A 25,398-nucleotide genomic window follows, 5' to 3' on the forward strand; every position below is an offset into this window, starting at 1 on the left:
ATTGGCCTCACTTTTTATTGGGAAGATTGTTCCCTTTTCCACAAGAGATAAAAATGTTACGTAAAAGCATTTCATTACTTTTTGCAGTAGGAATGACGTTAACCACTTCAGATGCAGCAGCATGGGGCCAAAATGGGCACAGGATCATTGGCGAATTAGCTGAATTACATTTAACTGACCACACCCGCCTTGCTATTAAGCCTTTACTAGAAGGCGATTCTTTAGCTGAAGTATCCACATGGGCTGACGAGATGCGCTCAGATCCAAGCACCTTTTGGCGCAAACAGTCTTCGAAATGGCATTACATTAATATCGAAGATCCTAAAAACATGCACCAACATGTCCATTCAAATCTAGACGACAAAGAAAAAGTAAAAAATATTCTAGATGGCATTTATTACTCTATCAACACGCTCCAATCCGACTCCAAATCGATAGACGAAAAACGTTTTGCGTTACGCTTCCTTGTCCACCTTGTAGGCGATAGTCACCAACCTTTCCACGCCGGCAGGGGTGAGGATCGTGGGGGCAATATGATTAAAGTAAAGTTTTTCGGTAGCGACTCTAATTTACACAGCACGTGGGATACCAAATTAATTGAGAACGAAAATCTCTCGTTTACTGAGTTTACTCGCTTTATTCAAACCACAAACTCTGAAATAATTGCTGAATATTTAAACAGCGCACCAGCTGATTGGCTACTTGAATCAAATAATATTGCCGAAAATGTATATAACAGCAATGAAACTGAAATAAGTTATGGGTACATTTACAAGCATATGCCAACAGTGAAGTTTAGACTGCAACAAGGCGGTATTAGACTTGCTGGTTTATTAAACCAAATTTTTGATAAGGACTCGCAGCCACTAAAAGAAGCACTAAAGACTTCTGTGACTGCGAAATAATATAATTGTAGCTAGTTCTAAAAATACGGGAAACAACATAATGAACACTATTTTACGCAAAACAGCACTTTCTGTAGCGATAGTTGCAGCTGTAGGTGTTAGTGGCGCAGCCAGTGCAAACTCTTTAACATCGACGATTAAAGGAACTATTGTGGGGCCACAAGGTAACCCAGATACTTCTTCTGTCGTAACAATTATTCACGAACCAACAGGTTCAAAGAAAACCCTCTCTCCCAATGAGAGTGGTGTTTTTAATGCGTCTGGCTTACGCGTAGGTGGTCCATACACTGTTGTAATTGACTCTAAGAAACATAAAGATAAAACACTAACAGATCTATTCCTAACGCTTGGCAAAACTTCGGCACTGGATATAGAACTAACTTCTGATATCGAAACAATCACCATCACAGGTGCATCTCGTCACTCAATTATCAATGCCTCAAAAGACACAATGGGAAGTGTTTATGGTGCAGGCGATATTGAGCGTTCACCTTCATTTGACCGTGACATAAAAGATATCGTGCGTCAAAACCCGCTTGTTAATATCTCTGATGACTCTCGCGGTGAGATGTCAGTAGGTGGTGTAAACCCGCGCTTCAATAGTATTTCTATTGACGGCGTTAAACAAAATGATGACTTTGGCTTAAACGATAATGGTTACCCAACGAATGGTTCACCGATTTCATTATTAGCTATAGACCAAGTGTCAGTAGACATCACACCATTTAATGCAAAAGCATCTGGTTTTACCGGTGCTTCTGTAAATGCAGTGACAAAGTCAGGTACCAATGAGTTATCTGGTGAATTCTTCTATGAGTATGAAGATGACTCTATGGCTGGTACGCCAAAACGTGAAGATGGTACTGATGTAGACTTAGAATATGAGCGTAAAACATTTGGTGCTGCGCTTGGTGGTAAGCTTATCGAAGACAAGCTATTCTTTTTTGTTGCTTATGAAGAATCGACTACTCCATTCGTTACTGAGTGGGGAGTAGACGGCTCTGGCGCGGCAAATGAACTAGATTGGTTAACTGGTGCTCAGCTTGAAGAGATCCAAAGCGTTGCGAGTAGCAAGTACAATGTTAATACTGGTAGCACTCCTAAGGGGCTAGATAACGACAGTGAGAAACTACTCGTAAAGCTTGACTGGAATATTAATGACTACCATCGTGCAGCATTTACTTACCAAGACTCTACCGACAACTCGATTACGCCTCAAAACACTAATAGTAGTCGTTTTTCATTATTGAGTAACTGGTATGATAAAAAGGGAGAAATTACCTCTTATGCAGCACAGTTTTACTCAGACTGGACGGATGAGTTTTCAACACAGGTAAAAGTGTCATACAAAGACACCAAAACAAACCAAGCCCCATTCTCTGACACGCTAAACGATGCGAAAGTTGGTCAAGTACGTATTGATTTTGATGATAACCGTGTGTACTTCGGCACAGATCCTTACCGTCACGCTAATAAGTTAGAGAACACTACAACTACTTTTGACGTTGAGGGTGAGTACCTATTTGATTATCACACCCTAAGCTTTGGTGTGGGTGTTGAAGAAATCGATGTGTTTAACCAGTTTGTTCCTTTCTCTCGAGGTGACTGGAGATTTGCCTCACTTGAGGACTTTAAAGCTGGTAAAGCGAAGAGCGTTTCTTATTCAAATGCTTACACAGGTAACCCAAATGATGCTGCAGCTGACTTTAAAGTAAAAAATCTTCATATGTTCGTAGAAGATCGTTGGGATATTCGCGATGATTTATGGATTAATGCAGGTGTTCGTTATGAGAAAATTTCGACTTCAGGCCTAATCCGTGAGAATTCTACATTCACTGACCTATACAGCTTCTCGAATACCAATAGCTTGGATGGAAAAGATATCTTCCTACCACGCGTAGGCTTTAACTGGACAGCAGCGGATAACTTAACCATCAGTGGTGGTGTTGGCCGTTATTACGGTGGTACACCAAACGTTTGGATTTCAAACTCATACTCAAACGACGGCCAAATCAATGTCCGTGCTAATACTGATGATGTTGACCTTAATAGCCCAGACTTTACACAAGCGCCAGCGGGTGCAACCTTATCTCCAGGTAATGGTGACGTTAACCTAATTGACCCAACCTTCGAGTTACCTTCAGAGTGGCGCTATGGCATCACGGCTAACTATTCAGCTGACTTCTCTGATTTCGGCCTAGGTGATAACTGGGATCTAGAAGCGAGCTTTATGTATGTCGACGAAAAAGATGCTGTCCGCTGGAAAGAGTTATACCGTGAAACACAAGAGGTTGTTACAGGCCCTGATGGTCGTAACATTTACGTAGGTACTGGTGAACGTGACCGTGCAGATATCATGCTAACCAATGGTGAAGGCGGTACGCGTAAAACATTTACACTTAGTTTGTCAAAAGCATTTGAGAATGGTTTTTACGTAAACGCTTCATACGCTAACCAAGATGCAACCTCTCTAGTTGGCGGTACTTCGTCAACAGCGAACTCAAACTATGAGAAGTATAATGCAGCTGATAGAAACAACCCAGTTGTTGGCCGCAGCCGCTATGAGATTGAACACAGCTTTAAACTTAATATTTCTTACGCAGCAGAATTGTTTGAAGGTTACAAGTCTACTTTCTCACTACAAGGTGAGCGTAGTTCAGGTAGACCATATAGCTGGATTTATGCTAATGGCTACGACACTTTTGGTGGACAAAACAACTTCGATGATGGTGAGTTCTTAGCCTACATCCCAACTGGTGCAGATGATGCCAAAGTACGCTATGCAGATGGTTATAGCTATGAGCAATTGAAAGCAGTAATTGATCAACACGGTCTTGCGGGCCAAGCCGGCGGCATCGTTGATAGAAACACTGTTAATGGTCCTTGGACTACACGCCTAGACTTCAAATTTACCCAAGAAATCCCTGGGTTTATGGAAGGTCATAAAGGGTCTGTTTACTTCTCAGTGAAAAACTTGCTTAACTTAATTGATAGTAGCGCAGGTAAGGTATACAGAACTGACTTCTTTAACGGTCGCGAATTAGTTGGTGTTGAGTATGACCAAGCTGCAAATCAGTATATCTACAGCGAAGGTTATGAAAGTGATGCACCAACTACGTTTGATGCGGAACGCTCTTCATGGCGTATCAAGCTAGGTGTTAATTATAAATTTTAATATCTAGTTACTACGCATACTTAACAAGTTAGCAGCTTAAGTAAAATGCGTCACCTTTATCTCTAGGTGACGCATTTTTATTAAACCTCTGAAATTGCTCAATATAAAATTCAAAAAATAAAATATAAATATTTGGTGTAAATGAATAGTTGTCTTTGAAGATAACTGAAAGTATTGACAGCCTATATCATCACTACAAAGTACCGGCCGCCGCAAACTCGAAAAAAGGCAAAAACCTTATTTATCAAATGGTTATAACAACACCAGTGTCTCCACCTTTTCACCATTGTTTCAATCAAAAAACCTTAAAAGTAAAGCATAAACTTTTGATAACCGCCCTATTATTACTGTATAATTCGCAAGTATGCAGAATTAAGAATAGTATATTTTTTGCTCTTTTTGATTTAATACCAATCGCACTAAGTAAGCGGCCTTTTTGACATCAAAAGATAGCGTTAACTACGTGGTTTTGGAAGAAAGAGAACCTCTTATGAGGTGCTTACTGTTTAGTCGACACAGACTGAGCTTTGTGTGCGCATACCAGGTCGATAACACAACTTAGATCGACCAAACACTCTCATCAGCACTATTTTGGGACTCTGGCTTCAGAAACCCAAAGCGCAGTTGATAGAAATGTTTATGAACACAACGTCTTTAGGATTGATATAAAAATGTTGTGTTCGCAGTAATTTACATTGAAACAGTCAAAACACACGGGAAATGACACAATGAGAAACGTTCGCTTAACTAAAGTAGCTGGCGCATTAGCTCTGGCACTTGGCGTATCAGTGAGTGCTTACGCTGCTGACACGTCATCTGCAATGCGCGGTAAAATTACAACGCCAACCGGTGAAGCCGCTGCAAACGTTAAAGTTACAGTTATTCACGAACCAACAGGAACAACAAGTACTTTTCTAACTAACGAGTCAGGTACGTTTATCGCAAAAGGCCTTCGTGTAGGTGGTCCTTACCGCGTAATCTTGGATTCTAACAAGTATTCAGATACACAACTTGACAATATTTATCTAGAGCTTGGTGATACTCACCGCCTAACCAACCAGCTTCAACCGTTACAACAAATAGAAAAAATCGAAGTCACTGGATATAAACTAGTGCAACAAGCTGGTGGCTCAAGCAGTGTATTTGGTGCAGATACCATTGAAAATGTACCTAGCTTCAATAATGATATCAAAGACATTGCACGCTTAAACCCACTCGCCAGCATCAATGGTAATGGCGAACTAACAATTGCGGGTAATAACCCAAGAACCAACGGTTTAACCGTTGACGGTATCGGTCAAAATGATGATTTCGGTCTAAACTTTGGCGGTTATCCGACAGCACAACCACCGGTAGCACTTGATGCAATTGAGCAGATTTCTGTAGATACCTCACCTTTCTCAGCTAAAAAAGGCAACTTTGGTGGCGGTACAATCAATGCAGTTACTAAGTCAGGCTCTAATGAATACACCTTTACTGGTTTCTACGAAACTAGCACACCAAGCCTTGCAGGTAAGCTAGATAACATCTCAGAAGTTAAATACAAAGAAGACATAAAAGACGCTGACGGTAAAATAATCCACCGCGCTGGTTCTAACATTCTTGATGAAGATGGCCATAGAACTTATGAAGTGGCACGCACAGATCCTATCGTTACCGAAAAGCGTTTAGGCTTTAGTACCGGTGGTGCGATTATCCAAGACAAACTATTTTACTTTGTAAACTACAACGCTTGGAAGCAAGAGATGGACATGGACTACGGTTTTGATGGTTCAGGTACAGCTCATGAGTTTGACGTTAGTGAAAAGGATTACCTCGATTTTGTTAATGCTTTAAACAGCGTATATGGTATTCAAGATGAGCTTGGTGGTAACCCTGAAGACACCAGCGATAGCATCTTAATCAAGCTAAGCTGGAACATTTCAGATCTTCACCGTGCAGACTTCACTTACCAATGGCAAGATGAAGAAGATGCAAGAGGCTTCGCAACAGGTGGCGACACAGTATCAATGGCGTCAAGTCGTTATACCTATACGACTAAATTCGATAATTTCGCTGCCAAATTATACTCTGATTGGACGGATGATTTCTCGACAGAGGTTGGCCTTGCGTATAAAAACGTAACAAACGATAGCGTTACAAACTCAGATCTAGGCAATATTCGTGTAAACCTTTTTGGTGAGCGCGGTGCTGGCTTCCAGTTTGGACGCGATAGATACCGTCATGTTAACGAGTCTGAAACCGAAACATACGCGTTTACTCTTGATGCAACTTACCTAATGGGTGACCACGAGATTAACTTCGGTGGTCAGTACGAGAGCAAGCGCCTGTACAACTTGTTCGGTGAAGACTCAAGAGGTAGCTGGACGTTTGGTAGCATAAAAGATTTTGAAAACAAAAAGCTGTTCTTAAATAAGTATGATGACTATAAGTTCTCTTATACCAATGCTTATACTAACAATGTCAATGACTTAGCTTATGATGCTACACGTGAACAACTTGCGCTTTATATTGAAGATAAGTTCTATGTGACTGACGACCTTGAAATGACGGCGGGTGTTCGTTACGAGCGCTTATCTTCAAGCGATAAGCCAACGTTAAATACCGCATTCCAAGAAACATACGGCTATACTAACCAAGAAAACTTGGATGGTGCAGATATCATTTTACCACGTATCGGCTTCAAGTATTATGCCACTGAATCACTCACCATTAATGGCGGTGTTGGTCGCTTCCACGGCGGTATCCCAAATGTTTGGTTTAACAACCCATTCCAAAAAGACGGGTTAACGCAGGTTAGCGCAAACCAAGACGCTATCAACGATTACTTCGCTGGCGTTGAGCAAGTTGACTTCACTCGTGTGCCACAACCAATTCAAGATTCTCTACAGCAAGGCGCAGGTAGCACAGCCTATACAGATCCAAACTTCGAGTTACCGTCAAGTATTCGTGCTCAAATTGGCTTTGAATATGACTTTGATTCAGAGCTATTAGGCGATGGCTTTAAGTGGACAGCTGAACTTGCTTATCACAATAAGCAAGATGAAGCGATTTGGAAGAATACTTCTATTACCCCTAAACTTGATGAAAACGGCGATATTGTTCGTTCTGCAACAGGTCGTATCATATATGAAAACAAGTACTCTGGTGAGTTAAGAGATAACTACGACATCATGATGACTAACGCAGATAAAGACGCGCGTTCAGTTATCATTAGCACGGCTATTGCTAAAGAGTGGGATAACGGGCTTTATGTTTCAGCAAGCTATACAAACCAAGATGTTGAAGATGTTTCTCCAGGCAGCGCATCTCAAGCTGATGGAAACTATAAACATGCAACCACGCACAGCCGTAACGTTGAGTTGGTTGGCCGCGGCCACTACGAAGTTGAGCACAGCTTCAAGTTAAATCTACGCTATACAACTGAATTCTTTGACGGTTACGCGTCTAAGTTTAACGTATTCTTTGAGCGTCGCTCTGGTCGTCCATTTAGCTACACAATGGGGTCTTATAATGACTATGACTTTGGTGATACTCGCGACTTTGCTGGTACCTCTGCATACCTAGCTTACATTCCATCGGGCCCTGATGACGCCAATGTAAATTGGGAAGAATCAAGACTATCTTGGAACGAGTTAGAGACCTTACTTAATCGCGCTGGTATCACCGAGCGTGGCCAACTGCTTGACCGTAACACAGGCACTCAACCTTGGGTTACTACTATGGATGTAAGCTTTAAGCAAGAGATCCCAGGTTTCTACAAAGAGCATAAAGGTGAGCTTTACTTTATGATCGAAAACTTTGCTAACCTACTAAACAGTGACTGGGGTATAGAGAAGAAATTAGGTTACTCTGACCAAGCTGTTTATGACTTTGGTGGCTTAGACGACGATGGCAAGCTCATTATCTCTCCTCGTTATAAGGGTGCAGATGTTCGTAACTACTCGACTATCGATAAAGGCGCATCAGCATGGCAAGCTAAAATTGGTATTCGTTACACATTCTAATATCTAACAGATAATTAGATAACCTTCCAAAGGCCAGCAAATGCTGGCCTTTTTCGTTAATCAGCATTGCTGGTATCACTATTCACTAGTCTATTATTAAGCACCGTTAATAATTCAATAAACTTTTCTTTCTGCTCATCGCTAAAACAACTAAGTAGCTCGGCTTCCCATGCTAGAGCAAGTGGCGTTAACGTTTGATAAAGCACTCTTCCTTGCTCTGTCACCGCAATAGTCTTTGCACGCTTGTCACTTGAACTCACTAACATCTCAATCAACTCTCTGTCTTGTAACTGCTTGATCGCCCTCGAAACGGTTGATTTGTCCATGTTTGCCAGTTCACAAATGTGTGCTGCTGTGATCCCATTATGTTGTATCGCATGGGACAGCACCCGCCACTGCGGCTGTGTCAGTTTCCCTTGCTGTTTATACACCTGTGCAAAGTCATTGCTCACTTTTGTTGACAACGAAACTAATTGATATGGTAAAAACTCTTTAATATTCAGTGGCTTTTCATCTTTTTTTGTCATTATCAATTGCTCCTAAGTGTCATAATAACTTTACGGCCTTACTCAACGGTGAAGATTGAAAATACTCTCACATGAGAGTATCTTACTATAAAACAGTAAGGAGTCGAGACAGATGAGCCAAGAACTTCAATATTTAACAGGGTTTGGTAATGAGTTTGAAAGTGAAGCATTGCCAGGCGCTTTACCTATTGGTCAATTTTCACCGCAAAAAGTAAAATACGACCTTTATGCAGAGCAATATAACACTACAGCATTTACAGCGCCTCGGGCTGATAACCGCAGAAATTGGTTTTACCGTATTCGTCCTTCCGTCTTACAAGGAGAATACGAGGCCATTGATAATGGTTTACTACGCACAGCCCCTATTACAGAGGTAGCGACTCCACCTTCTATGTTGCGTTGGGATCCTATCGATATACCACAAGAGAAAACGGATTTTATTGATGGCTTGGTCACTATGGCAGCTAACGGCAGTGCCAACGGACAAAGCGGAATAGGTATTCATGTATATGTTGCTAACGCATCGATGGAGGGACGTTACTTTTATAATGCGGATGGCGAATTGCTATTCGTCCCACAGCAAGGTGAACTCGTTTTACATACCGAGTGCGGAAAACTCGCGATTAAACCAGGTGAGATTGCCGTTATCCCTCGTGGGATTAAATTTAGAGTTGAGCTACTCAGCGATACAGTTCGCGGTTATATTTGTGAAAACTACGGCAATCCCTACATCTTGCCGGAGCGAGGTCCCGTTGGCGCAAATGGTTATACTAACGAGCGTGATTTCCAATACCCAGTGGCTGCCTTTGAAGACATAGAAGGCGATTTTGAACTGGTTGCCAAGTTCAACGGTAACTTATTTCGCTGTGACATTGGCCACTCGCCACTTGATGTGGTTGCATGGACAGGTAATAGCGCTCCATACAAATATGACTTAGCGCGATTTAATGTGATGAATACAGTAAGTTTTGATCACCCCGATCCATCAATATTCACAGTACTGACTTCGCCATCAGGCACACCAGGTGTTGCCAATGTAGACTTTGTGATCTTCCCACCGCGCTGGATGGTGGCAGAAAATACCTTCCGCCCTCCTTATTATCACCGTAATATCATGAGTGAGTTTATGGGGTTAATCGAAGGGGTCTACGACGCTAAAGAGCATGGCTTTGTACCAGGTGGTATGAGCCTGCATAACTGCATGTCTCCACATGGTCCAGAAGCGGATGTATTTGAAAAAGCGAGCAATGCAGAGCTTGCGCCGCAGCGCTATGAAAACACGCTCGCGTTTATGTTTGAGTCACGTTACATTATCTCTCCAACTAAGTATGCTCTTGAAGGCAAAGCACGTCAGCCTAATTATGCTGATTGCTGGAAAGGCATTAAAAAGTACTTTAAAGGAGCATAAAGATTATGTTGAAACTATATACTTATTTTCGTTCCTCAGCCGCCTACCGTGTGCGTATTGCTTTAAACTTAAAGGGTTTGAGCCATGAGTTAGTGCCTGTAAACTTGCTTAAATCTGAGCAAAGCGCAGAGGCATATTTAAGTAAAAATGGTCAAGGCTTACTTCCTGCTTTAGAAACAGAGCACGGCGTCCTTGCGCAATCTTTAGCAATACTGGAGTGGTTGGAAGAAACGCAAAGCGGCCAAGCTTTGTTACCACAAGATCCATGGCAAAAAGCACAAGTAAGAAATTTTTGCTATGCCATTGCTTGTGATATCCACCCTATTGATAATTTACGTGTACTTAAATACTTATCAAACGAGCTAGGCGCATCTGACGACCAGAAAAACGAATGGTATCGTCATTGGGTTATCGAGGGCTTTAAAAAGCTAGAACCTATGATTGGTGATGGTCAATTTTGCTTTGGTACAGAGCCTACACTAGCCGACGTTTGTTTAGTGCCACAAGTATTTAATGCACTGCGTTTTAAAGTGGATATGACTGCATTTCCTAAGATCGCTCGAGTATATGAGCATTGCAATACGCTAAGCGCGTTTTCTGATGCCGCGCCTGAAAATCAATTAGATGCACAGTAACTTAATTACGAGATAGATCTGTTGTATGGGGTTATATGCTGGGCATATCACCCCGTAAATCAAACCTTTTTATTTCAGCGCGCTATAAACGTGATCAAAATGGCCGATAAGGTCATGGCCCAAATCGGTTAAATACCCTCCATCGGGGCTATCAATAACCCCTTTTTCAAATAGACGCATCGCAGCGCCCTGGATCCCTTCTGGTGCATTACTGTGAATTTTAATCCCCTGATGTAAGCTATGCCTAGGAAACCTGGCAAGTAAGGTTAGCTCATCCAATAATTTTTGATCTAATGCCATTGTCATTTTTCCTTATTCTTCTATATTCTTTTTACACTCTAGTTCAAAATTTTAAATTTGATGAAGTTTTTAATAGGTTTAATAACAGCAACTTTGATCTCACCCAGTGTTTTGGCACTAAGCCCCCAAGAGTTAAGACTTTATGGCGAGTTACCCAAACGAGTATGTTGGTACCAAGGACAGTCATATAGCGAAGGCGCACTGTTGCAGCAATTCGATATGCTCTTTGTATGTGCTTCCAAAAAACACAACGAAGACAATGGTCAGCTTATTTGGATTAAAGCAGATACATCAGGTAAACCAATAAGGCCTGAAATTATCAAGAAAATTCAGGTAAACTAACAACAATTACAGTAGTCAATATAGAAGCAATTAATGAGTACCCAAGCAAACAACCCACTACATGGGGTCAAGCTAGAAGAAATAATTATTAAACTAGAGCAACAGCTTGGCTGGAAAGCCATGTCAACCGCTGTGGACATAAACTGTTTTAAGGATAACCCGAGCGTTAAATCCAGTTTAAAATTTTTACGACGAACGCCTTGGGCTCGAGCAAAAGTAGAACAGCTATACCTTGACACCTTTCATGGTTTTCAATGGCCTGAGATAAAAAAATAGTCCGGCTTACCTCCCCTTCTATTTTCAAATTTAAAATCGAGCTCATCGCTCTATACTGGTGAGCTCGAACAAACAGCCTATCCAGGTTAAAAAGTCTTGTTACCAAGCCCTATTTTTGCCCATTCTTAGCATCATAATCGCTACCTGTTTTGAAGCTTTTGAGGTGTTTGAGCTAATGCACTGAATAATGAGATTGATAGGTTTCATGTATTTTATTAAGAATGTATTTGGGCACATTTTTGTTACACGCGAAATATAATGATGTACTGAAGTCATCCAAAGTATACACCGGTTCCAATAAATAAGCCGTTTGCTCTTGTGTTCTTCGAAACCTAAACTGAGCATCACTCAATACCACCAAATCAACAAAGTCTTTTCTTGTATTAAGCAACTCAAACACTTTATCAAAAGAGTTGATGATTAACAGTTGCTTTCCTTCTATAAAACCATGTTCCATTAAAAACTGGTGGCTAAAGTTATCTCTTATTACCGCCGTGCGATAACGTTTGGCATCCTCTAAAGACTCTAATTCAATTTCATTTTCGCGAAGCCCATAAAAAGAGGTCGTAAAGGCATCAATAGGAAACACCCATTCAAACTCATTTTCTCTTACGTTGTTTCGAGCAGTTGAAAAGACACAAGTATCATCTTTTCTTAAAGCGGCATTGTAAGCTGCTGGCCAAGTGAGTACGTTAATGGTGTATTTTATCCCTGCATCGTCAAGCACCGTTTTCACCTTATCGGCCGCTCGCCCTATCAATTCTCCTTTTTCATTCTGATATTGAAAATCCGGAAAATTCTCAGTCACGATATTCAAGGTAAACGCGCCAGCACAGAAACTAATTACTAGTGTGCCCATACAAAACCAAAGTATACCCTTCATGAAACTCTCCCGTAGTAACTTGAATAATATAGTCTTAACTTGGGAGTTGAGCAATTTTTAACACAAAAGGAAAGTTTTGGGAGAAGAGCAGACGTTATACCAATTTGACTTAATACTTGCTCAATTTGAAGGAGTAAATCTGACGCTAACAGCGTTAAAAATTTATTATTTAGAACATATAAATAGCAAAATTTCTGTCTTGCTTATATGGATGTAGGTACCTTAGCGATAGCAGGACGCGGTAGCGGAGTTATCGACAAGATTTTCTCGCCTCAAAATAGACCACTTAATTAAGAAAATTGGTATTAGTTTTTTAACTGGAGATATGGTGGGTAAAAACTAGATCACCCACCACTGACATAAGCAAGGTTTTTTAGCTGTTGTTAATCGCATCGATTAAAAATGCGCTTAACTTGGCACCTTCTCTTAGTGTCGTTTCTGAGCTTGATTGACCGGCTAAAGAACTGTCGGTGAACGGCGCGATTTCCATCATATCTGCACCAGTTATCTTAAACTCTTCATGCAATGCGCTTAAAATCAACATCGCTTCTTCTGGCGTCATGCCTCCAGCTTCAGGTGTCCCTGTCGCTGAAGCAAATGCTTCATCTAACGCGTCAATATCGAAACTAACATACAGCTCTTCAACACCATCAGCTTTTAACTGTGCGATAACTTCGTCAACGATTGCTTGCGCTCCTCGTTCTCTAATTTCATGCGCCCAGTGTTGTTTCACACCAAATGTCGACTCCCAATGCGATTTAGGCTTACCACTTGAGCGGATCCCAAATTGCACGAGGTGAGAAGGTGCAGGCAGAAACTCCAAAATATGTGTACACCAAGAACCGAAGCATAAATCAATACCTAAGCGCTCAACCAGTAAATCCGTATGCGCGTCAAAATGAATAATTGCTGTTTTTATACCGCGAGCACGTTTTGCTTTCAGGTACGATTTGGTAAGCGGATAGCTAATCGAATGGTCGCCACCTATACCAAAGATACCTTTATCAGGGTAATTCTCGTAAAAACCATCACAGACATCTTCTGTAATGGATAAAGGTGACACGTAATATTCGCTCTCAGGGTCTGCATAGAGCGCTTTTTGACAATTACTGATCGTACTCTCATTTAGGTACTTATCATGAAGCAGATGCGGAATAACTCTTACATCACCAAGATCAAAAGCACTTGTGTGCGGCTGTTGCTCTATTAGTGTGGAACGTAAAAATAGAGGTCCCCAATTCGCTCCGCGTAAAATACCGCCACCACAATCTGAACTAATTCCCAAAATGGCTGCTTTTTTTTCACTATCAGTAAGGCTATTCAAAGATGCTTTCCACAGGGTGTCAATACCTTCAGTTTGCCCATATAGCTTTTGTCTCAACGCATCCTTTCTCTCTTTTGCAGTGTTTACGGTGAAAACACCATCCCCCGGTGGACATAAACAGTGCTCCAGTTTTTTGTGGAATTGTTGTTTACTATCAGACATCGCTATCCCCTTTTTTGTGAATAATCATGCGATTCGGAAAATTCCAGCCAACTTATTCACGATATTCGTGTAAGAGTTGCCTTCAAGATCAGCCCAAATCTCAGAAACATTGCCAGAAAACAAGTTAACTTAATAATAATCATGCACTTAGCAAATTATCATACTCGTTTTTCGTTAGCTTGAATCTGCGCGTTAGATATAAGTTGGTGAACGTATAACAGCTTAAATTGGGAAGTCAACCAAAGCGTATTGATGCAAGCAATACACTCTGGTTGATTATTCATAGAGGATGTTTAGTTATTCGTAATGACGCGGTACTTTGGTTTTAATAACAGCGATATACCCATGCCAACTGGCGTATGCAAGCAGTGGCATAATCACGATAAAGCCAGCAGTTCCAGTAGCAAACCCGACCATAACGAGGAATACCAAAATTCCACACCACACAACCATAGCGCCGAAATTCTCTTTCACGGCATGCATAGAGCTTATCACTGCTGTCATAATATCGACGCGACGCTCCATCATGATTTGTGGGGTAAATGCCGAAATTGCAAACACACATACCAGTAAGATCCCTCCCACAATAGAGCCCAAGGCTAAAAATGCTGAGAGTTGCTCAAATGTGGGGTTGGGTACGTTTGGATACAGAGCGTGAATTAGTGCTGCAAGGCGCATCCACACGATCATGATAACCATTAATAGCACTGCAAACCCCCACTCTCCTGCGGGGTTTCTAAACATAGACTTCAGGCTATGTATCAAAGTTGGCTTGTGACCTTTCTCTAATTCCCATGCAACATCATACAACCCCGCGGCAAAAGCAGGGCCAATTAATGCAAAGGCAACAGCTGCAGGCAGGATCACCAAATGGGTGCCAGATTGATACACAAGCCACATGATGGTAGCTGGAATTAAGGTAAAGATCAGTCCGTATAGTAAACTAAGTAAAGGGGCATTAGCCAAATCTTTGCACGCTAGTGCAAGCCAATGAAACGGCGCCATCGCAGGTACTTTATTGCACTCAAAGCAACGCGCAAACTGGTGATTTTTATCTATAGAATGTGTAGCAGGCATAACCATTCCTCGTAGTTGCTCTCATGTTTAGGTTTAGTGGAACATTGACAATCCCGCAAGCTAGAACAAGCTATAATTTAAGAATCGCCGCACCCAAACAGGACATCTGTCCTGTACTTGAAAGGCATTAACTATAAACATTACGCTTTACTAATCACTAAGGTTTACTATGGAAAAGGTATTTCACTTAGGTCTTACCAAAGCCGACCTAAAAGGCGCCTCACTCGCAATTGTTCCGGGTGATCCAGAACGTTCAAAGCGTATCTCTGAATATTTAGACTCTCCGGTGTGCTTAGCACAAACTCGCGAATTTCATATCTACCTTGGCTTTTTAAATGAAAGTCCAGTAGTAATTTGCTCAACAGGTATTGGTGGTCCATCAACTTCCATCGCTGTTGAAGAGCTAGCCCAACTTGGTATCACCACTTTTCTAAGAATTGGTACAACAGGCGCTATTCAGCCACACATCAATGAAGGGGATATCCTAGTTAGTACTGCCTCTGTGCGCTTAGATGGAGCTAGCCAACATTTTGCACCAATTGAATTTCCAGCGGTGTCCGACTTTGGCGCAACTTCAGCAATGGTTCAAGCATGTGAATCGCTAGGTATTACCCATCATGTCGGTATCACAGCATCAAGCGACACTTTTTATCCAGGCCAAGAGCGTTATGACACTTACTCAGGATATGTACGTAAGGCATACCAAGGCTCGTGTGCTGAGTGGCAAAAGTTAAATGTTATGAATTACGAAATGGAGTCTGCAACCTTATTCACTATGTGTGCAGCATTAGGGTTAAAAGCAGCTTGCCTTGCAGGCGTACTCGTGAACAGAACACGTCAAGAGATACCTAATGTCGACCACCATGACGTCGAGAAAAAAGCGGTTACTGCGGTACTAAAAGCGGCGGACATCCTTTTACATCAACACAAGTAAAATTACTTCTGCTTGATCTTAACTGTAATAAGTAGGTTCAAGCCGATCTTCGCTGCTAAGGCTCGAGAATTATAGAGATTGAGTAGTTACTCAATCTCTACATGCCTTAATAGATTTTGCGCGTCATAGGCACTGAGCACAGCTAAACTCACCGCGTGCTGGTTCGCTTTGCCGCGTTTTTCCACAAGTGTAATTGACTCCACATCAGCGTCCAACAACGTTCTTCCTGACATTGCCAACTGACTTAATGCGCTCTGTAGCGGCGACAAACTTGGATTATAAGCTGCATTTTCAGCGTATCGGCCAAAAAAGCGCTCTCCGGTTGCTAACGTTATTTCCACCGCACTGCGATTTTTTGTGTAAGGGCAATAAGAAGCAAGATAGTGTTGATACAACTTGTCACTTATCGTTGCAGGAAGACCCAAAACTGCTTCGCTGTGTGGATGCTGTGCAAACAGTTTTTCTTGGTTGTCTAAGTCGTCTGGACCAAATGAAGTCGGCAGCAGCGCATTGAGCGTTGTTTTGCCCGAAGGCAATAAAATATCAAGTTCTTTAGCTGTGCTTAATTCATTCATGAACTGACGACAAAAGCCACAAGGTGCAGCATTGATTGTCATTCTTGAAATTTCTGCCGCCCCATTTAGCCACGCATTGTTGATTGCAGCTTGCTCAGCATGTACCACCAAAGAGAGAGCTTGATGAGAAAATTCAAGGTTGGCGCCTAAAAACGCTTGGCCGGACTTATCGTCCCAAGCAATAGCACCAACATAAAAATGTGAAATAGGAGGCGTTGCAAATTCTGCTGCAACTTCAAGTAACACCGCTTCCAGTTCAGACTCCAACAATTGAAAGCGTGCTTTGTAGGTAGTTAAAAGGTCATAACTGAATATTCCGCGTTTAGCTATGGCATCTTGCTTCAACGCGTTTTTTAAAGATAGTTCTTGTTTTGCCATATTGTTGTCATGTTTATCTATGGCAGGATAGTTTACGCAAGAGTTAGAGTCGACTCAACCATTCTCTTGCAGATTTAAAGCATTCAAAATTCTCGGCGCTGATATTAAAGCGTTTTACTTTTTGTAAGAATAAGTCGTGCATGTAGCCTTCAAAACCCACTACTCGTGCGATATGCAGATTACCAATATGATGTACAACTTTTGGCATAATATTGACAATATCAATAGCCGCAAAACGGTGCTCTAGCTCGCTCACATCTACTAGGACTTTACTACTATTATGCTTTTTAGCGTACAAATTAGCTTTTTCATACGCGCTGACAACATCATTTGCAGTAGCAACACCTCTGACCTTCATCATGATTAAATCATGACACTCATCGAATGTGACGCTAGTAGAAATTTTGTGCATGTTTCGAAAACCTATCACCAAACTATTCTTGACTAAAACAAATATAATAACTGGTTGAACCAGCCGCGCATTGTATAGCTCAATGAGAATTACTGTCAACAAATATAAGATTAAAAAACTAAACAAAATGAAAAAACCAATCCATTGGGATTGGTTTTTTTTATATGATCAATACAAATGTTAATTACCGTGTGAATGAATTATCCCACATGGCACATCAACCAGTATTTCGCATTCCAGCAGCTATTCCCGTCATCGTTATCATTAAGGCGAGCTCTAGGTCATGATTTGTGTCTTCTCTCACACGTTTAAGAAGCTCCACCTGCAATAGATTCAGCGGATCAGTATAAGGGTTTCTAAGTGCTATTGACTCTTTAATCCAAGGCTGCTGCGATAGTAATGAAGACTCAGGCGCAAGCCCTCTTATAAGCTCGATTGCTTGTTGTAAATTTTCTCTTAGTTCATCACCAAGCCCTTTATATTCAGCGCTGACAAGACTGGTATCGTACATTTCGCTCAACCAAAGATCTGCTTTACAAAATACCATCTCTAGCATCTCAAGGCGTGTTCTAAAAAACGGCCACTTAGCACTCATTTGCTGCAAGGTGTCTTTGCCAAAGGCTTCAATTGCAGCCTCGAGCCCTTCCTTAGCGCCTAACCATGCAGGTAGCATCAGGCGGTTTTGGCTCCAAGCGAAAATCCACGGTATCGCTCTTAAGCTTTCAACCCCGCCTTGTGGGTTACGCTTGGATGGCCTTGAACCGAGCGGTAACTTAGATAGTTCTTGCTCTGGCGTAGCCATTCTAAAGTAAGGAACAAACTCAAGCGTTTCCCGAACTACTTGTCGATACTTATGACAAGAGGCCTCACTGATTGTGCGCATTACTTCAACCCAAGTAGGCTCGGGTTTTGGAGGAGGTAATAAGTTACTTTGAAGAATTGCACAGGTATAGATAGAGAGACTTTGCATCGCCACTTTCGGTAAACCGAATTTAAAGCGGATCATTTCACCCTGCTCGGTGACTCGTAATCCACTTTTTAACGAGCCTGGTGGTTGTGAGCGTAACGCTTGAGCAGCTGGAGCACCGCCGCGACCAATCGTACCACCCCGACCGTGGAATAAAACCAGTTCAATACCTTTTGTATCAGCCAACGTAACCAGCTGCTCCATAGCCTCATACTGTGCCCAGCCAGCAGCCATCATACCCGCATCTTTTGCTGAATCGGAGTAGCCAATCATTACATACTGTTTTGCGCCAATAGTTCCTTTATACCAGGTGTTATCAAACAAACCGGAAATGACTGTTTGTGCGTTATTTAAATCATCTAAGGTTTCAAATAATGGGGCAACAGGTAAATCAAATTGGCAACCGCTTTCTTGTAACAATAGGTACACCGCGAGTATGTCAGATGCACTTTGTGCCATTGATATAATATAAATACCCAAAGCACTGCTATCTTGCTGGGCAATAACTTCAAATGTTTCTATTACTTCTTGGACATTTGCACTCGGTTGCCAGTGACGCGGTAGTAACGGCCGTCTAGAGCTCAGCTCTGTAAGCAAAAAGGCCTGTTTATCTTCCTCTTGCCACTGCGCATAATCGCCCAACCCGAGATAACGCGTGAGCTCAGAAAATACTTCAGTGTGCCTTGCCGAGTCTTGACGTATATCCAATTTACACAAGGACACACCAAAACAGTCTATTCGTCTCAATACATCTAATAGTAATCCATCAGCAATATTACTCATGCGGCAGGCAACCAAAGACTGATAACAGGCTTCAAGTGGCTCTCTGATTTGAACCACTTCTTTTATTTTATCTTGGTACTGAGAAGGCATACCTTTGATCTTATACTCTAGCGCCGCAATAGTTTCTTCTACATCGGCCCGCAGCTGTTTGAGCACATAGCGATAAGGCTCGTGATTACCATTGGCACGTTCACTAAAAGGTGCTGACGCGTGACGCATCGACAGCTCAGCTCCAAGCGTTTGTAAGTCTCGACGGTATAAATCCAATGCCATCCAACGACCATGATCTAGTACAGACTGAGTAACATGCGAGGTAACAAATGGGTTTCCGTCTCTGTCACCTCCCATCCAAGAAGTCAGTTGAATTGGGCTAAAGTGTGCAGGTAATTGTAAATTTAATCGTGTTTTAACTTGCGTATTAAAATAGCGAACAAACTTCGGTACTGCCTCCCACAGGCTATTCTCAATAACCGCAAAACCCCACTTTGCCTCGTCCAGAGGTGTCGGTCGCTTCTCTCGAATATCACTGGTATGCCATGCCTGAGAAATTAACTGTTCAATGCGATCAAGTACTTCATCGTAAACAGGGTCTTCACCTGAAATGTTTTCCAACAGCTTTAAACACTCGCTTAGCTCCACATGTTTGTTGATTATGGTTCGTCGAGTCACTTCTGTCGGGTGCGCTGTTAACACTAAATCAATTTTAAGTTTGCTGATCACGTCAGCGACTTCATTTAAAGTCAACTCACCTGCTTCTACTTTGCTTTGTAACTCGTCGAGTGTGCGGTCTATTTCACCCATCACGCCGTCTGGCGCCCCCGATTTTGAGATGGTGTGAAATTGCTCAGCAACATTTGCAAGGTTTAGAAAGTGATTGAATGAACGGGCAACAGGCAATAAAGCCTCGTCACTTAAACTGCGTAACGTTTCGATTAATACCAGCCTATCTGACTCGTTCCCACTTCTGGAGGATTTTGCCAAATGCCTGATTTCTTCAACTTTGTCTAACGTCTCTTGCCCTTGTGCTTGTTGAATTATCTGTCCTAACATCTGGCCTAGAAGGCTTACGTTACTGCGTAGGCTTGTGTATTGCTCTGTCATACAATCTCCTTGATGAAAAGGTACTCGAACTTCACTATACCGAGAATTTTTTTAATTGCGAACGATCTATTTTCAAGACAATAACGTAAAAAAATGACAAAGAATCACGTTAATACGGTTTGGGAATGATTGTATTTTATGATGGTAACTGTCCACTATGTATGAAAGAAATGGACGCGTTAAAAAGTGCAGACAAGGCAAATAAACTAGATCTAGTAAACATTCATAGCTTGCGCTTTGAGCAGGGCTTCCCCGAAATTAGCAAACAAGCCGCTATGACCAAACTCCATGCTTATGACAATCAAGGCCAGCTTCTTCTCGGGCTAGATGTCACGGTAGGCGTATGGAGGACAGTAGGCAAGCATCGCTGGCTAGGGTTACTTCGCCTGCCTGGCGTAAAGTTTATCGCGGACAAATTTTATCTATTTTTTGCAGCCCATAGAATGAAAATATCGAATTTACTGATGCCAAATCAATGTGGTATTAATCAAAAAGGGAAGTGTGACAGTGACAGATAAGGCGATTGTGGTGATTGGCGCCAGTTCAGAGATTGCCAAAGCTTTTATCACCGAGCAGGCCAATCGCAACCCTGACCTAAAAGTGATTAGCATCTCAAAAAAACCTAGCGGTCATGACCAAAATATAGCGGCTCACTTTCAATGCGATTATTCACCAAGTCAAATTTCTCAAGTCGGTAAATCTATAAAAGAGCTCAACCTCACTATTGTAGGCGTTACTATCTTTAACGGAGTGCTACACAGAGAAGATGGCAAGCTACCAGAAAAAAAGCTGGAGGAAATAGACCTCGATTACAGCATGATGCTGTTTAACATAAATACAATGCTGCCTATGTTGTGGTTGCAAGCCCTGCTCCCAACCTTGAAAGGTAAACATTCATGCGTGGTAACAGCATTATCCGCCCGAGTTGGTAGCATCAGTGACAATCAACTTGGCGGTTGGTATAGCTATCGCAGCTCTAAAGCCGCCTTAAACATGATGTTTAAGTCCGCTGCCGTGGAACTTGCAAGGCGAGCAAAAAACATCAAGCTGGTACTGTTTCACCCGGGCACAACCGATACTCCGCTATCTAAACCTTTTCAAGCCAATGTACCTAGTCAAAAGCTGTTTAGTCCCACATTCGTAGCAGCACAACTCAGCGATATTATTGCGAGACAAAAAGTTGATGGCACCGTAAGTTATGTAGACTGGCAAAATAAACCGATCGATTGGTAGATAAATAATGAAACACTTTTCAAACGAAGACATTAACAAACTTGAACAGCGTTACCGTGCGTTGTTGGTAAACTCTCTCTCTGGTTTTAAAAGCGCAAACCTAATTGGTACAGTGGATAGTGCAGGACAAGAAAACCTCTCTATTGTTAGCTCTGTGTTTCACCTCGGTGCGTGTCCGCCATTAGTTGGGGTTATATTTCGCCCCCATAGTGTTTCAAGGCATACACTTGAAAACATATTAGAAACCAAGACTTATACTATTAACCAAGTAAATGCACAGATTTATACCGCAGCTCATCAAACCTCAGCACGGTATGATAAAACAGAGTCCGAATTCGAGCACACAGGGCTTACTGCTGAATATTTAAACGGTTTCTCTGCTCCCTTCGTAGGAGAAAGCCGTCTAAAGTACGCACTCGAACTACGAGATCACCAACGCATAAAACTCAATGATACCGAGTTGGTCATAGGAGAGATAACCGCTTTGCATGTCGATGAAATTGCGCTACAGCCAGACGGCTATGTTGATATAGAAGCACTAGAGAGCGTTGCAATTTCAAGCTTAGACGGTTATCACACAACCAAACGCTTAAATAGACTTGAGTATGCCAAAGCACACCAGCCGACGCGCATTAAAAAATTAGGTTAAGGCGTTACAAACTCTTTAATAGCTCCAGCAAATCGCGGAGCTCTTCCTCAAAATGCGCCTCTTGTTTATCGCTCATTGTCGCTCTTAGCCGTATTGCTAAAGATGCGGTCGCAGCTATTCTTCTATTTTGTATTTCAACGATGCGTGCAGGCAGCTGCTGTGGTTCAGTAACAATCGCTTTTTGAAATAAGTCCGTAGATAGGTGCTCGTCATTACTGAGCATTAGCGCTTGCTTGAATTGGTTGAAGCGGCGCTGTTGATGAGCACGCCACACTTGCCGTGCAAATTCTCCTTGCTGGTAATGCTCATTTATTATCGCTCTTTGAGCGTTATTCAGCTTACCAAGCCAACGCTCATATCGGCGATACTGATCTCCGTCTTGCCACTCATCCTTTAGCAACTGAGCCTCCAAGTTAGTGATGAGCATCTCCTTTTGTTGCCGATTTAACGTGTTTAAATGATGCACTAACTTTGGAAACACTTGAGTGACAACAGAATACCAGTAGTGACGTGTGGTATCGAACAGTGCCACTACATCCGCTTCTGTCATCTCCTGCCAATTGTTGATAAGTGATTGAACTTGAGACTGATATTTGGGTAATTCTGATTGTCTATGCCAATTGACCAAGGCTTCAACATCAGACTCTAGTTGGTCTTCTTGTTGATCGGTGAGATCCACAAAGTCCGATATATAATAGCTCGCAAGCCACCCAAGGTTGTTGTACGCCAAACGTTGGCTACAACCAACCAAAATGGTGACACAGAAAATCAATAGCACGCCCTTTTTCATTCCACTACCCTGCTCTTTTTTATTATTTTATATTAACGTAAGCAATCGCATTTTAGATTTGAATTTTGTAAATCCTTGTTTCTGGGATTAGAATAACAAACAATACAATAAGCATAGCTACCTAAAGGAGATCTATGATGTTAGGCAAAATTTCCAAGGCATGTGTCATGTTGGCATTACTTAGCCAAGCGCCATTTGCAAACGCAGGATTAGAGGAAGGTATTGATGCGCTTAATGCCGGCAGATTTGAAGAGGCGCTACAAGAATTCAACTATTTAGCAGAAATGAATTATGCCCCAGGTATTTATCAATTAGGTGTAATGTATGAAGGTGGCTATGGCGTTATCAAAAACCAGCGCAAAGCTGCTGAGTTATTTCAACAAGCCGTAAAACTTGGGGAAGCAGATGCAATGTTTGCTCTGGCAGTGATGTATGACGAAGGTCGCGGTGTAAAAAAAGATCGTTCAAAGTACGTTGAATTAATGAAACGAGCGGCAAACAAAAACATGCCCGCAGCACAATTTAACGTTGCACTTATGTATGCTAACGGAGATGGCGTAACGCAAAGCTACCGTCAGGCTCTAAACTGGTACGAAAAAGCTGCAGCAAACAACTATACCTTAGCCATGTTCAATTTAGCTTTGATGTACTTCCAGGGGTTAGGTGTTGAAAAGAGTATTGAGCGCTCCTATGTTTGGAACACCTTAGCAGAGTTCAATGGTTATGCAGAAGCAACAAAAAGTCGCCTCCTTGATGAGAAACAGCTTTCACCTTCACAAATAGAGCAAGCAACGGAGCTTGCCAATAGTATTTACGAGCGTATTCAAGCCGGTAAATATGTAGCTGAAACAAGAACTAAGTAATTTAGCACAGTTGTAGCGGTGAACTGGCTTTAGGAAGCTAGGCCAGTGCATCGCTACTAAGCGGTCTGCGCATTTCAGCGCCCCATATTTATTATTATTTTCGCAAATATAACCACTCTAAGGGCTTGGTTAACAACTTAGAATGACCGAGCAGCATCTTATTGCGCCATTTGGTGTTTTTAGAGTGCAACACCGACTTCTTGTGACTAAAAGTATAAAACCCTTCTTCGCCATGGTACTGCCCCATTCCAGAATGCCCTAACCCACCAAATGGTAATGACTCTACTGCAACGTGAATAATCGTTTCATTAATAGCAAGCGCACCCGCAGCTAACTCCCTAGAGGCCTTATTAATCGCATCTGATGACTGCGTAAATAGGTAGCTTGCAAGCGGGGTTGTATCTTCTCTGATATATGCAATCGCACCTTGTAGGTTGGCTACCTTTAAAATCGGTAAAATGGGCCCAAACAACTCTTCTTGCAGCACCCGCATAGACTTGTCGACCTCAGTGACAATATGTAGTGGTAATTGCCGGTTATCTTGAGACGGCTCTGCCTGCCATACATTAGCCCCCTTGTTTTTAGCATCGCTAATGATGGTGTTTAAGCGCTGAAACTGCCTTTCATTAATGATGGCTGTTTGATTTTTGAGGCCAACTTTGGGCTGATAGGATTTCTTATAGTGGCGCTTTAATGCTGCAACCAGTGCATCAAACTGTTCATGATGAACCAGCACATAATCAGGTGCGACGCAGATCTGTCCGGAATTAGACAGTTTCCCCATTAAGATACTCATTGCAGCTGTATCAATATCGGCATCATCCAAGACAATGACAGGGGATTTTCCACCGAGTTCTAAGGTCACCGGAGTCAGATTTTTCGCTGCTGCTGCCATTACTTTTTTGCCGACCTCAGTTGATCCAGTAAAAAGCAAGTGATCAAATGGCTGTTCAGTGAACATAGCGGCAATATCAGGGCCTCCCTCAATCACACTGACCTCATTATCTAGCCCATCAAATAATGTACGGATCACTTTATTGACTGCTGGCGTAAACTCACTGAGTTTAAGCATTGCTTTATTGCCAGCAGCGAGTGCTGTGATAACAGGAACTATCGCAAGCTGGATCGGGTAATTCCATGGCGCTATCACCCCTATTACTCCCTTGGGCACAATATCAATACCAGCGCGACTGGGTAGCCACTGTATACCTGCAAATCGACGCTTGCTTCTACTCCAGCGGGGCAGGTGTTTACTTATGTAGTCAATTGCATTAACACACGGCATAATATCAGCAATAAGTGTGTCAAACCGACTTCTTTTGCCAAAGTCTTTGTCTGCGGCAGCAACAAACTGCTCTTGAAGTTTTAACATTCTGCTTTTCACATCACGCAGTAAACGCAATCGCTTCTCAATAGCCGGGTAAGGCTCTTGATTAAACTGACTTTTTAGCTGTGTGAAGGTGGCAATTAAATTGCTGGTATTGTCTTCAATCATTGTAAGATCCTACTATCACTCGACTCGAATATAGCAAGGAACAAACCTAGGGTCTATTAATACCAATTAGACTTAATACTTGCTCAATTTGAAGGAGTAAGTCTGACGTGAGCAGCGTTAGAAAATCCTTATTTAGAACAACTAAATAGCAAAATTTTTGCCTTGCCTACACGGAGCTAGGTACCTTGGCTATAGCA

Annotated in this window: 22 protein-coding genes; 12 read left to right on the forward strand and 10 right to left on the reverse strand. The window is 42.1% G+C overall.

Annotated elements, in window-relative coordinates; translation table 11 throughout:
• The first annotated feature begins 53 nt into the window (after positions 1–53).
• The 3 genes from J8Z24_RS17400 (at position 54) to J8Z24_RS17410 (ending at position 8,087) form a co-directional block, all read left to right on the forward strand.
• A complete protein-coding gene (locus J8Z24_RS17400; RefSeq protein ID WP_147390608.1) occupies positions 54–905 on the forward strand; it encodes a S1/P1 nuclease in 852 nt (283 codons plus the stop codon).
• A 40-nt stretch (positions 906–945) separates the two neighbouring features.
• A complete protein-coding gene (locus tag J8Z24_RS17405) occupies positions 946–4,080 on the forward strand; it encodes a TonB-dependent receptor (protein ID WP_252095851.1) in 3,135 nt (1,044 codons plus the stop codon).
• Positions 4,081–4,808: 728 nt separating this feature from the next.
• Entirely contained in the window at positions 4,809–8,087 is a 3,279-nt protein-coding gene (locus tag J8Z24_RS17410) for a TonB-dependent receptor (protein ID WP_176033355.1), read from the forward strand.
• A 56-nt stretch (positions 8,088–8,143) separates the two neighbouring features.
• Here J8Z24_RS17410 and J8Z24_RS17415 read toward each other — a convergent pair whose 3' ends face one another.
• Positions 8,144–8,614: a MarR family winged helix-turn-helix transcriptional regulator gene (locus J8Z24_RS17415; RefSeq protein ID WP_176033354.1), complete on the reverse strand. Its 471-nt coding sequence runs from the start codon at positions 8,612–8,614 to the stop codon at positions 8,144–8,146.
• 112 nt (positions 8,615–8,726) lie between these two features.
• Between J8Z24_RS17415 and hmgA the strand changes: the two genes are divergently transcribed.
• Complete coding sequence (gene hmgA / locus J8Z24_RS17420; protein ID WP_125253472.1) at positions 8,727–10,022, forward strand: homogentisate 1,2-dioxygenase; 1,296 nt, start codon at positions 8,727–8,729, stop codon at positions 10,020–10,022.
• An 8-nt stretch (positions 10,023–10,030) separates the two neighbouring features.
• Positions 10,031–10,657 carry a maleylacetoacetate isomerase gene (maiA, locus tag J8Z24_RS17425; RefSeq protein ID WP_176033376.1) on the forward strand — a complete coding sequence of 209 codons (627 nt, stop codon included), beginning with the start codon at positions 10,031–10,033 and terminating at the stop codon, positions 10,655–10,657.
• A gap of 69 nt (positions 10,658–10,726) precedes the next feature.
• On the opposite strand, the gene J8Z24_RS17430 is transcribed toward maiA, so the two are convergent.
• Positions 10,727–10,957: a TIGR02647 family protein gene (locus J8Z24_RS17430; protein ID WP_125253470.1), complete on the reverse strand. Its 231-nt coding sequence runs from the start codon at positions 10,955–10,957 to the stop codon at positions 10,727–10,729.
• Positions 10,958–11,017: 60 nt separating this feature from the next.
• On the opposite strand from J8Z24_RS17430, the gene J8Z24_RS17435 reads away from it, so the two are divergent.
• Both J8Z24_RS17435 and J8Z24_RS17440 read left to right on the forward strand, forming a co-directional pair.
• A complete protein-coding gene (locus tag J8Z24_RS17435; RefSeq protein ID WP_252095852.1) occupies positions 11,018–11,299 on the forward strand; it encodes a DUF1496 domain-containing protein in 282 nt (93 codons plus the stop codon).
• A 33-nt stretch (positions 11,300–11,332) separates the two neighbouring features.
• Positions 11,333–11,575 carry a VF530 family protein gene (locus J8Z24_RS17440; RefSeq protein WP_252095853.1) on the forward strand — a complete coding sequence of 81 codons (243 nt, stop codon included), beginning with the start codon at positions 11,333–11,335 and terminating at the stop codon, positions 11,573–11,575.
• Positions 11,576–11,747: 172 nt separating this feature from the next.
• On the opposite strand, the gene J8Z24_RS17445 is transcribed toward J8Z24_RS17440, so the two are convergent.
• The 3 genes from J8Z24_RS17445 to J8Z24_RS17455 all read right to left on the reverse strand — a co-directional run bounded on the left by J8Z24_RS17445 (position 11,748) and on the right by J8Z24_RS17455 (position 15,021).
• Entirely contained in the window at positions 11,748–12,458 is a 711-nt protein-coding gene (locus J8Z24_RS17445; protein ID WP_176033352.1) for a substrate-binding periplasmic protein, read from the reverse strand.
• A gap of 373 nt (positions 12,459–12,831) precedes the next feature.
• The gene (locus J8Z24_RS17450) at positions 12,832–13,944 is read right to left on the reverse strand and encodes an arginase family protein (RefSeq protein WP_125253466.1); all 1,113 of its coding nucleotides are present in this window, start codon (positions 13,942–13,944) and stop codon (positions 12,832–12,834) included.
• A gap of 297 nt (positions 13,945–14,241) precedes the next feature.
• On the reverse strand, positions 14,242–15,021 hold the full coding sequence (locus tag J8Z24_RS17455; protein WP_125253465.1) for a DUF2189 domain-containing protein: 780 nt from the start codon (positions 15,019–15,021) through the stop codon (positions 14,242–14,244).
• Positions 15,022–15,190: 169 nt separating this feature from the next.
• Between J8Z24_RS17455 and udp the strand changes: the two genes are divergently transcribed.
• Positions 15,191–15,955, forward strand: coding sequence for a uridine phosphorylase (udp, locus tag J8Z24_RS17460; RefSeq protein ID WP_125253464.1), 765 nt, complete (start codon positions 15,191–15,193; stop codon positions 15,953–15,955).
• 86 nt (positions 15,956–16,041) lie between these two features.
• Here the strand turns inward: udp and cdd are convergent, their stop codons facing one another.
• The 3 genes from cdd to ppc form a co-directional block, all read right to left on the reverse strand.
• Positions 16,042–16,908 carry a cytidine deaminase gene (gene cdd, locus J8Z24_RS17465; RefSeq protein WP_147391024.1) on the reverse strand — a complete coding sequence of 289 codons (867 nt, stop codon included), beginning with the start codon at positions 16,906–16,908 and terminating at the stop codon, positions 16,042–16,044.
• A 43-nt stretch (positions 16,909–16,951) separates the two neighbouring features.
• On the reverse strand, positions 16,952–17,320 hold the full coding sequence (locus J8Z24_RS17470; RefSeq protein ID WP_125253462.1) for a hypothetical protein: 369 nt from the start codon (positions 17,318–17,320) through the stop codon (positions 16,952–16,954).
• Between the two features lie 217 nt (positions 17,321–17,537).
• Entirely contained in the window at positions 17,538–20,171 is a 2,634-nt protein-coding gene (gene ppc, locus J8Z24_RS17475; protein ID WP_252095854.1) for a phosphoenolpyruvate carboxylase, read from the reverse strand.
• 125 nt (positions 20,172–20,296) lie between these two features.
• Here ppc and J8Z24_RS17480 point away from each other — a divergent pair, with 125 nt between their 5' ends.
• Genes J8Z24_RS17480 through J8Z24_RS17490 form a run of 3 tightly spaced genes read left to right on the forward strand, consistent with a single transcriptional unit; the run spans position 20,297 to position 22,053 of the window.
• Positions 20,297–20,689, forward strand: a complete 393-nt coding sequence (locus J8Z24_RS17480) for a thiol-disulfide oxidoreductase DCC family protein (protein WP_252095855.1) — start codon at positions 20,297–20,299, stop codon at positions 20,687–20,689.
• Complete coding sequence (locus J8Z24_RS17485; RefSeq protein WP_147391021.1) at positions 20,679–21,404, forward strand: SDR family NAD(P)-dependent oxidoreductase; 726 nt, start codon at positions 20,679–20,681, stop codon at positions 21,402–21,404. The genes J8Z24_RS17480 and J8Z24_RS17485 overlap by 11 nt, the downstream gene beginning before the upstream one ends.
• Positions 21,405–21,411: 7 nt before the next feature.
• A complete protein-coding gene (locus J8Z24_RS17490; protein WP_125253458.1) occupies positions 21,412–22,053 on the forward strand; it encodes a flavin reductase family protein in 642 nt (213 codons plus the stop codon).
• Positions 22,054–22,057: 4 nt separating this feature from the next.
• Here J8Z24_RS17490 and J8Z24_RS17495 read toward each other — a convergent pair whose 3' ends face one another.
• A complete protein-coding gene (locus J8Z24_RS17495) occupies positions 22,058–22,843 on the reverse strand; it encodes a DUF6279 family lipoprotein (protein WP_176033348.1) in 786 nt (261 codons plus the stop codon).
• Positions 22,844–22,980: 137 nt separating this feature from the next.
• Here J8Z24_RS17495 and J8Z24_RS17500 point away from each other — a divergent pair, with 137 nt between their 5' ends.
• On the forward strand, positions 22,981–23,706 hold the full coding sequence (locus J8Z24_RS17500; RefSeq protein WP_147391025.1) for a tetratricopeptide repeat protein: 726 nt from the start codon (positions 22,981–22,983) through the stop codon (positions 23,704–23,706).
• 94 nt (positions 23,707–23,800) lie between these two features.
• On the opposite strand, the gene J8Z24_RS17505 is transcribed toward J8Z24_RS17500, so the two are convergent.
• Positions 23,801–25,201 carry an aldehyde dehydrogenase family protein gene (locus J8Z24_RS17505; protein ID WP_147391019.1) on the reverse strand — a complete coding sequence of 467 codons (1,401 nt, stop codon included), beginning with the start codon at positions 25,199–25,201 and terminating at the stop codon, positions 23,801–23,803.
• Positions 25,202–25,398 lie beyond the last annotated feature (197 nt).

The organism is Pseudoalteromonas sp. SCSIO 43201 (genome assembly GCF_023716725.1).
Lineage (GTDB): Bacteria > Pseudomonadota > Gammaproteobacteria > Enterobacterales > Alteromonadaceae > Pseudoalteromonas > Pseudoalteromonas peptidolytica.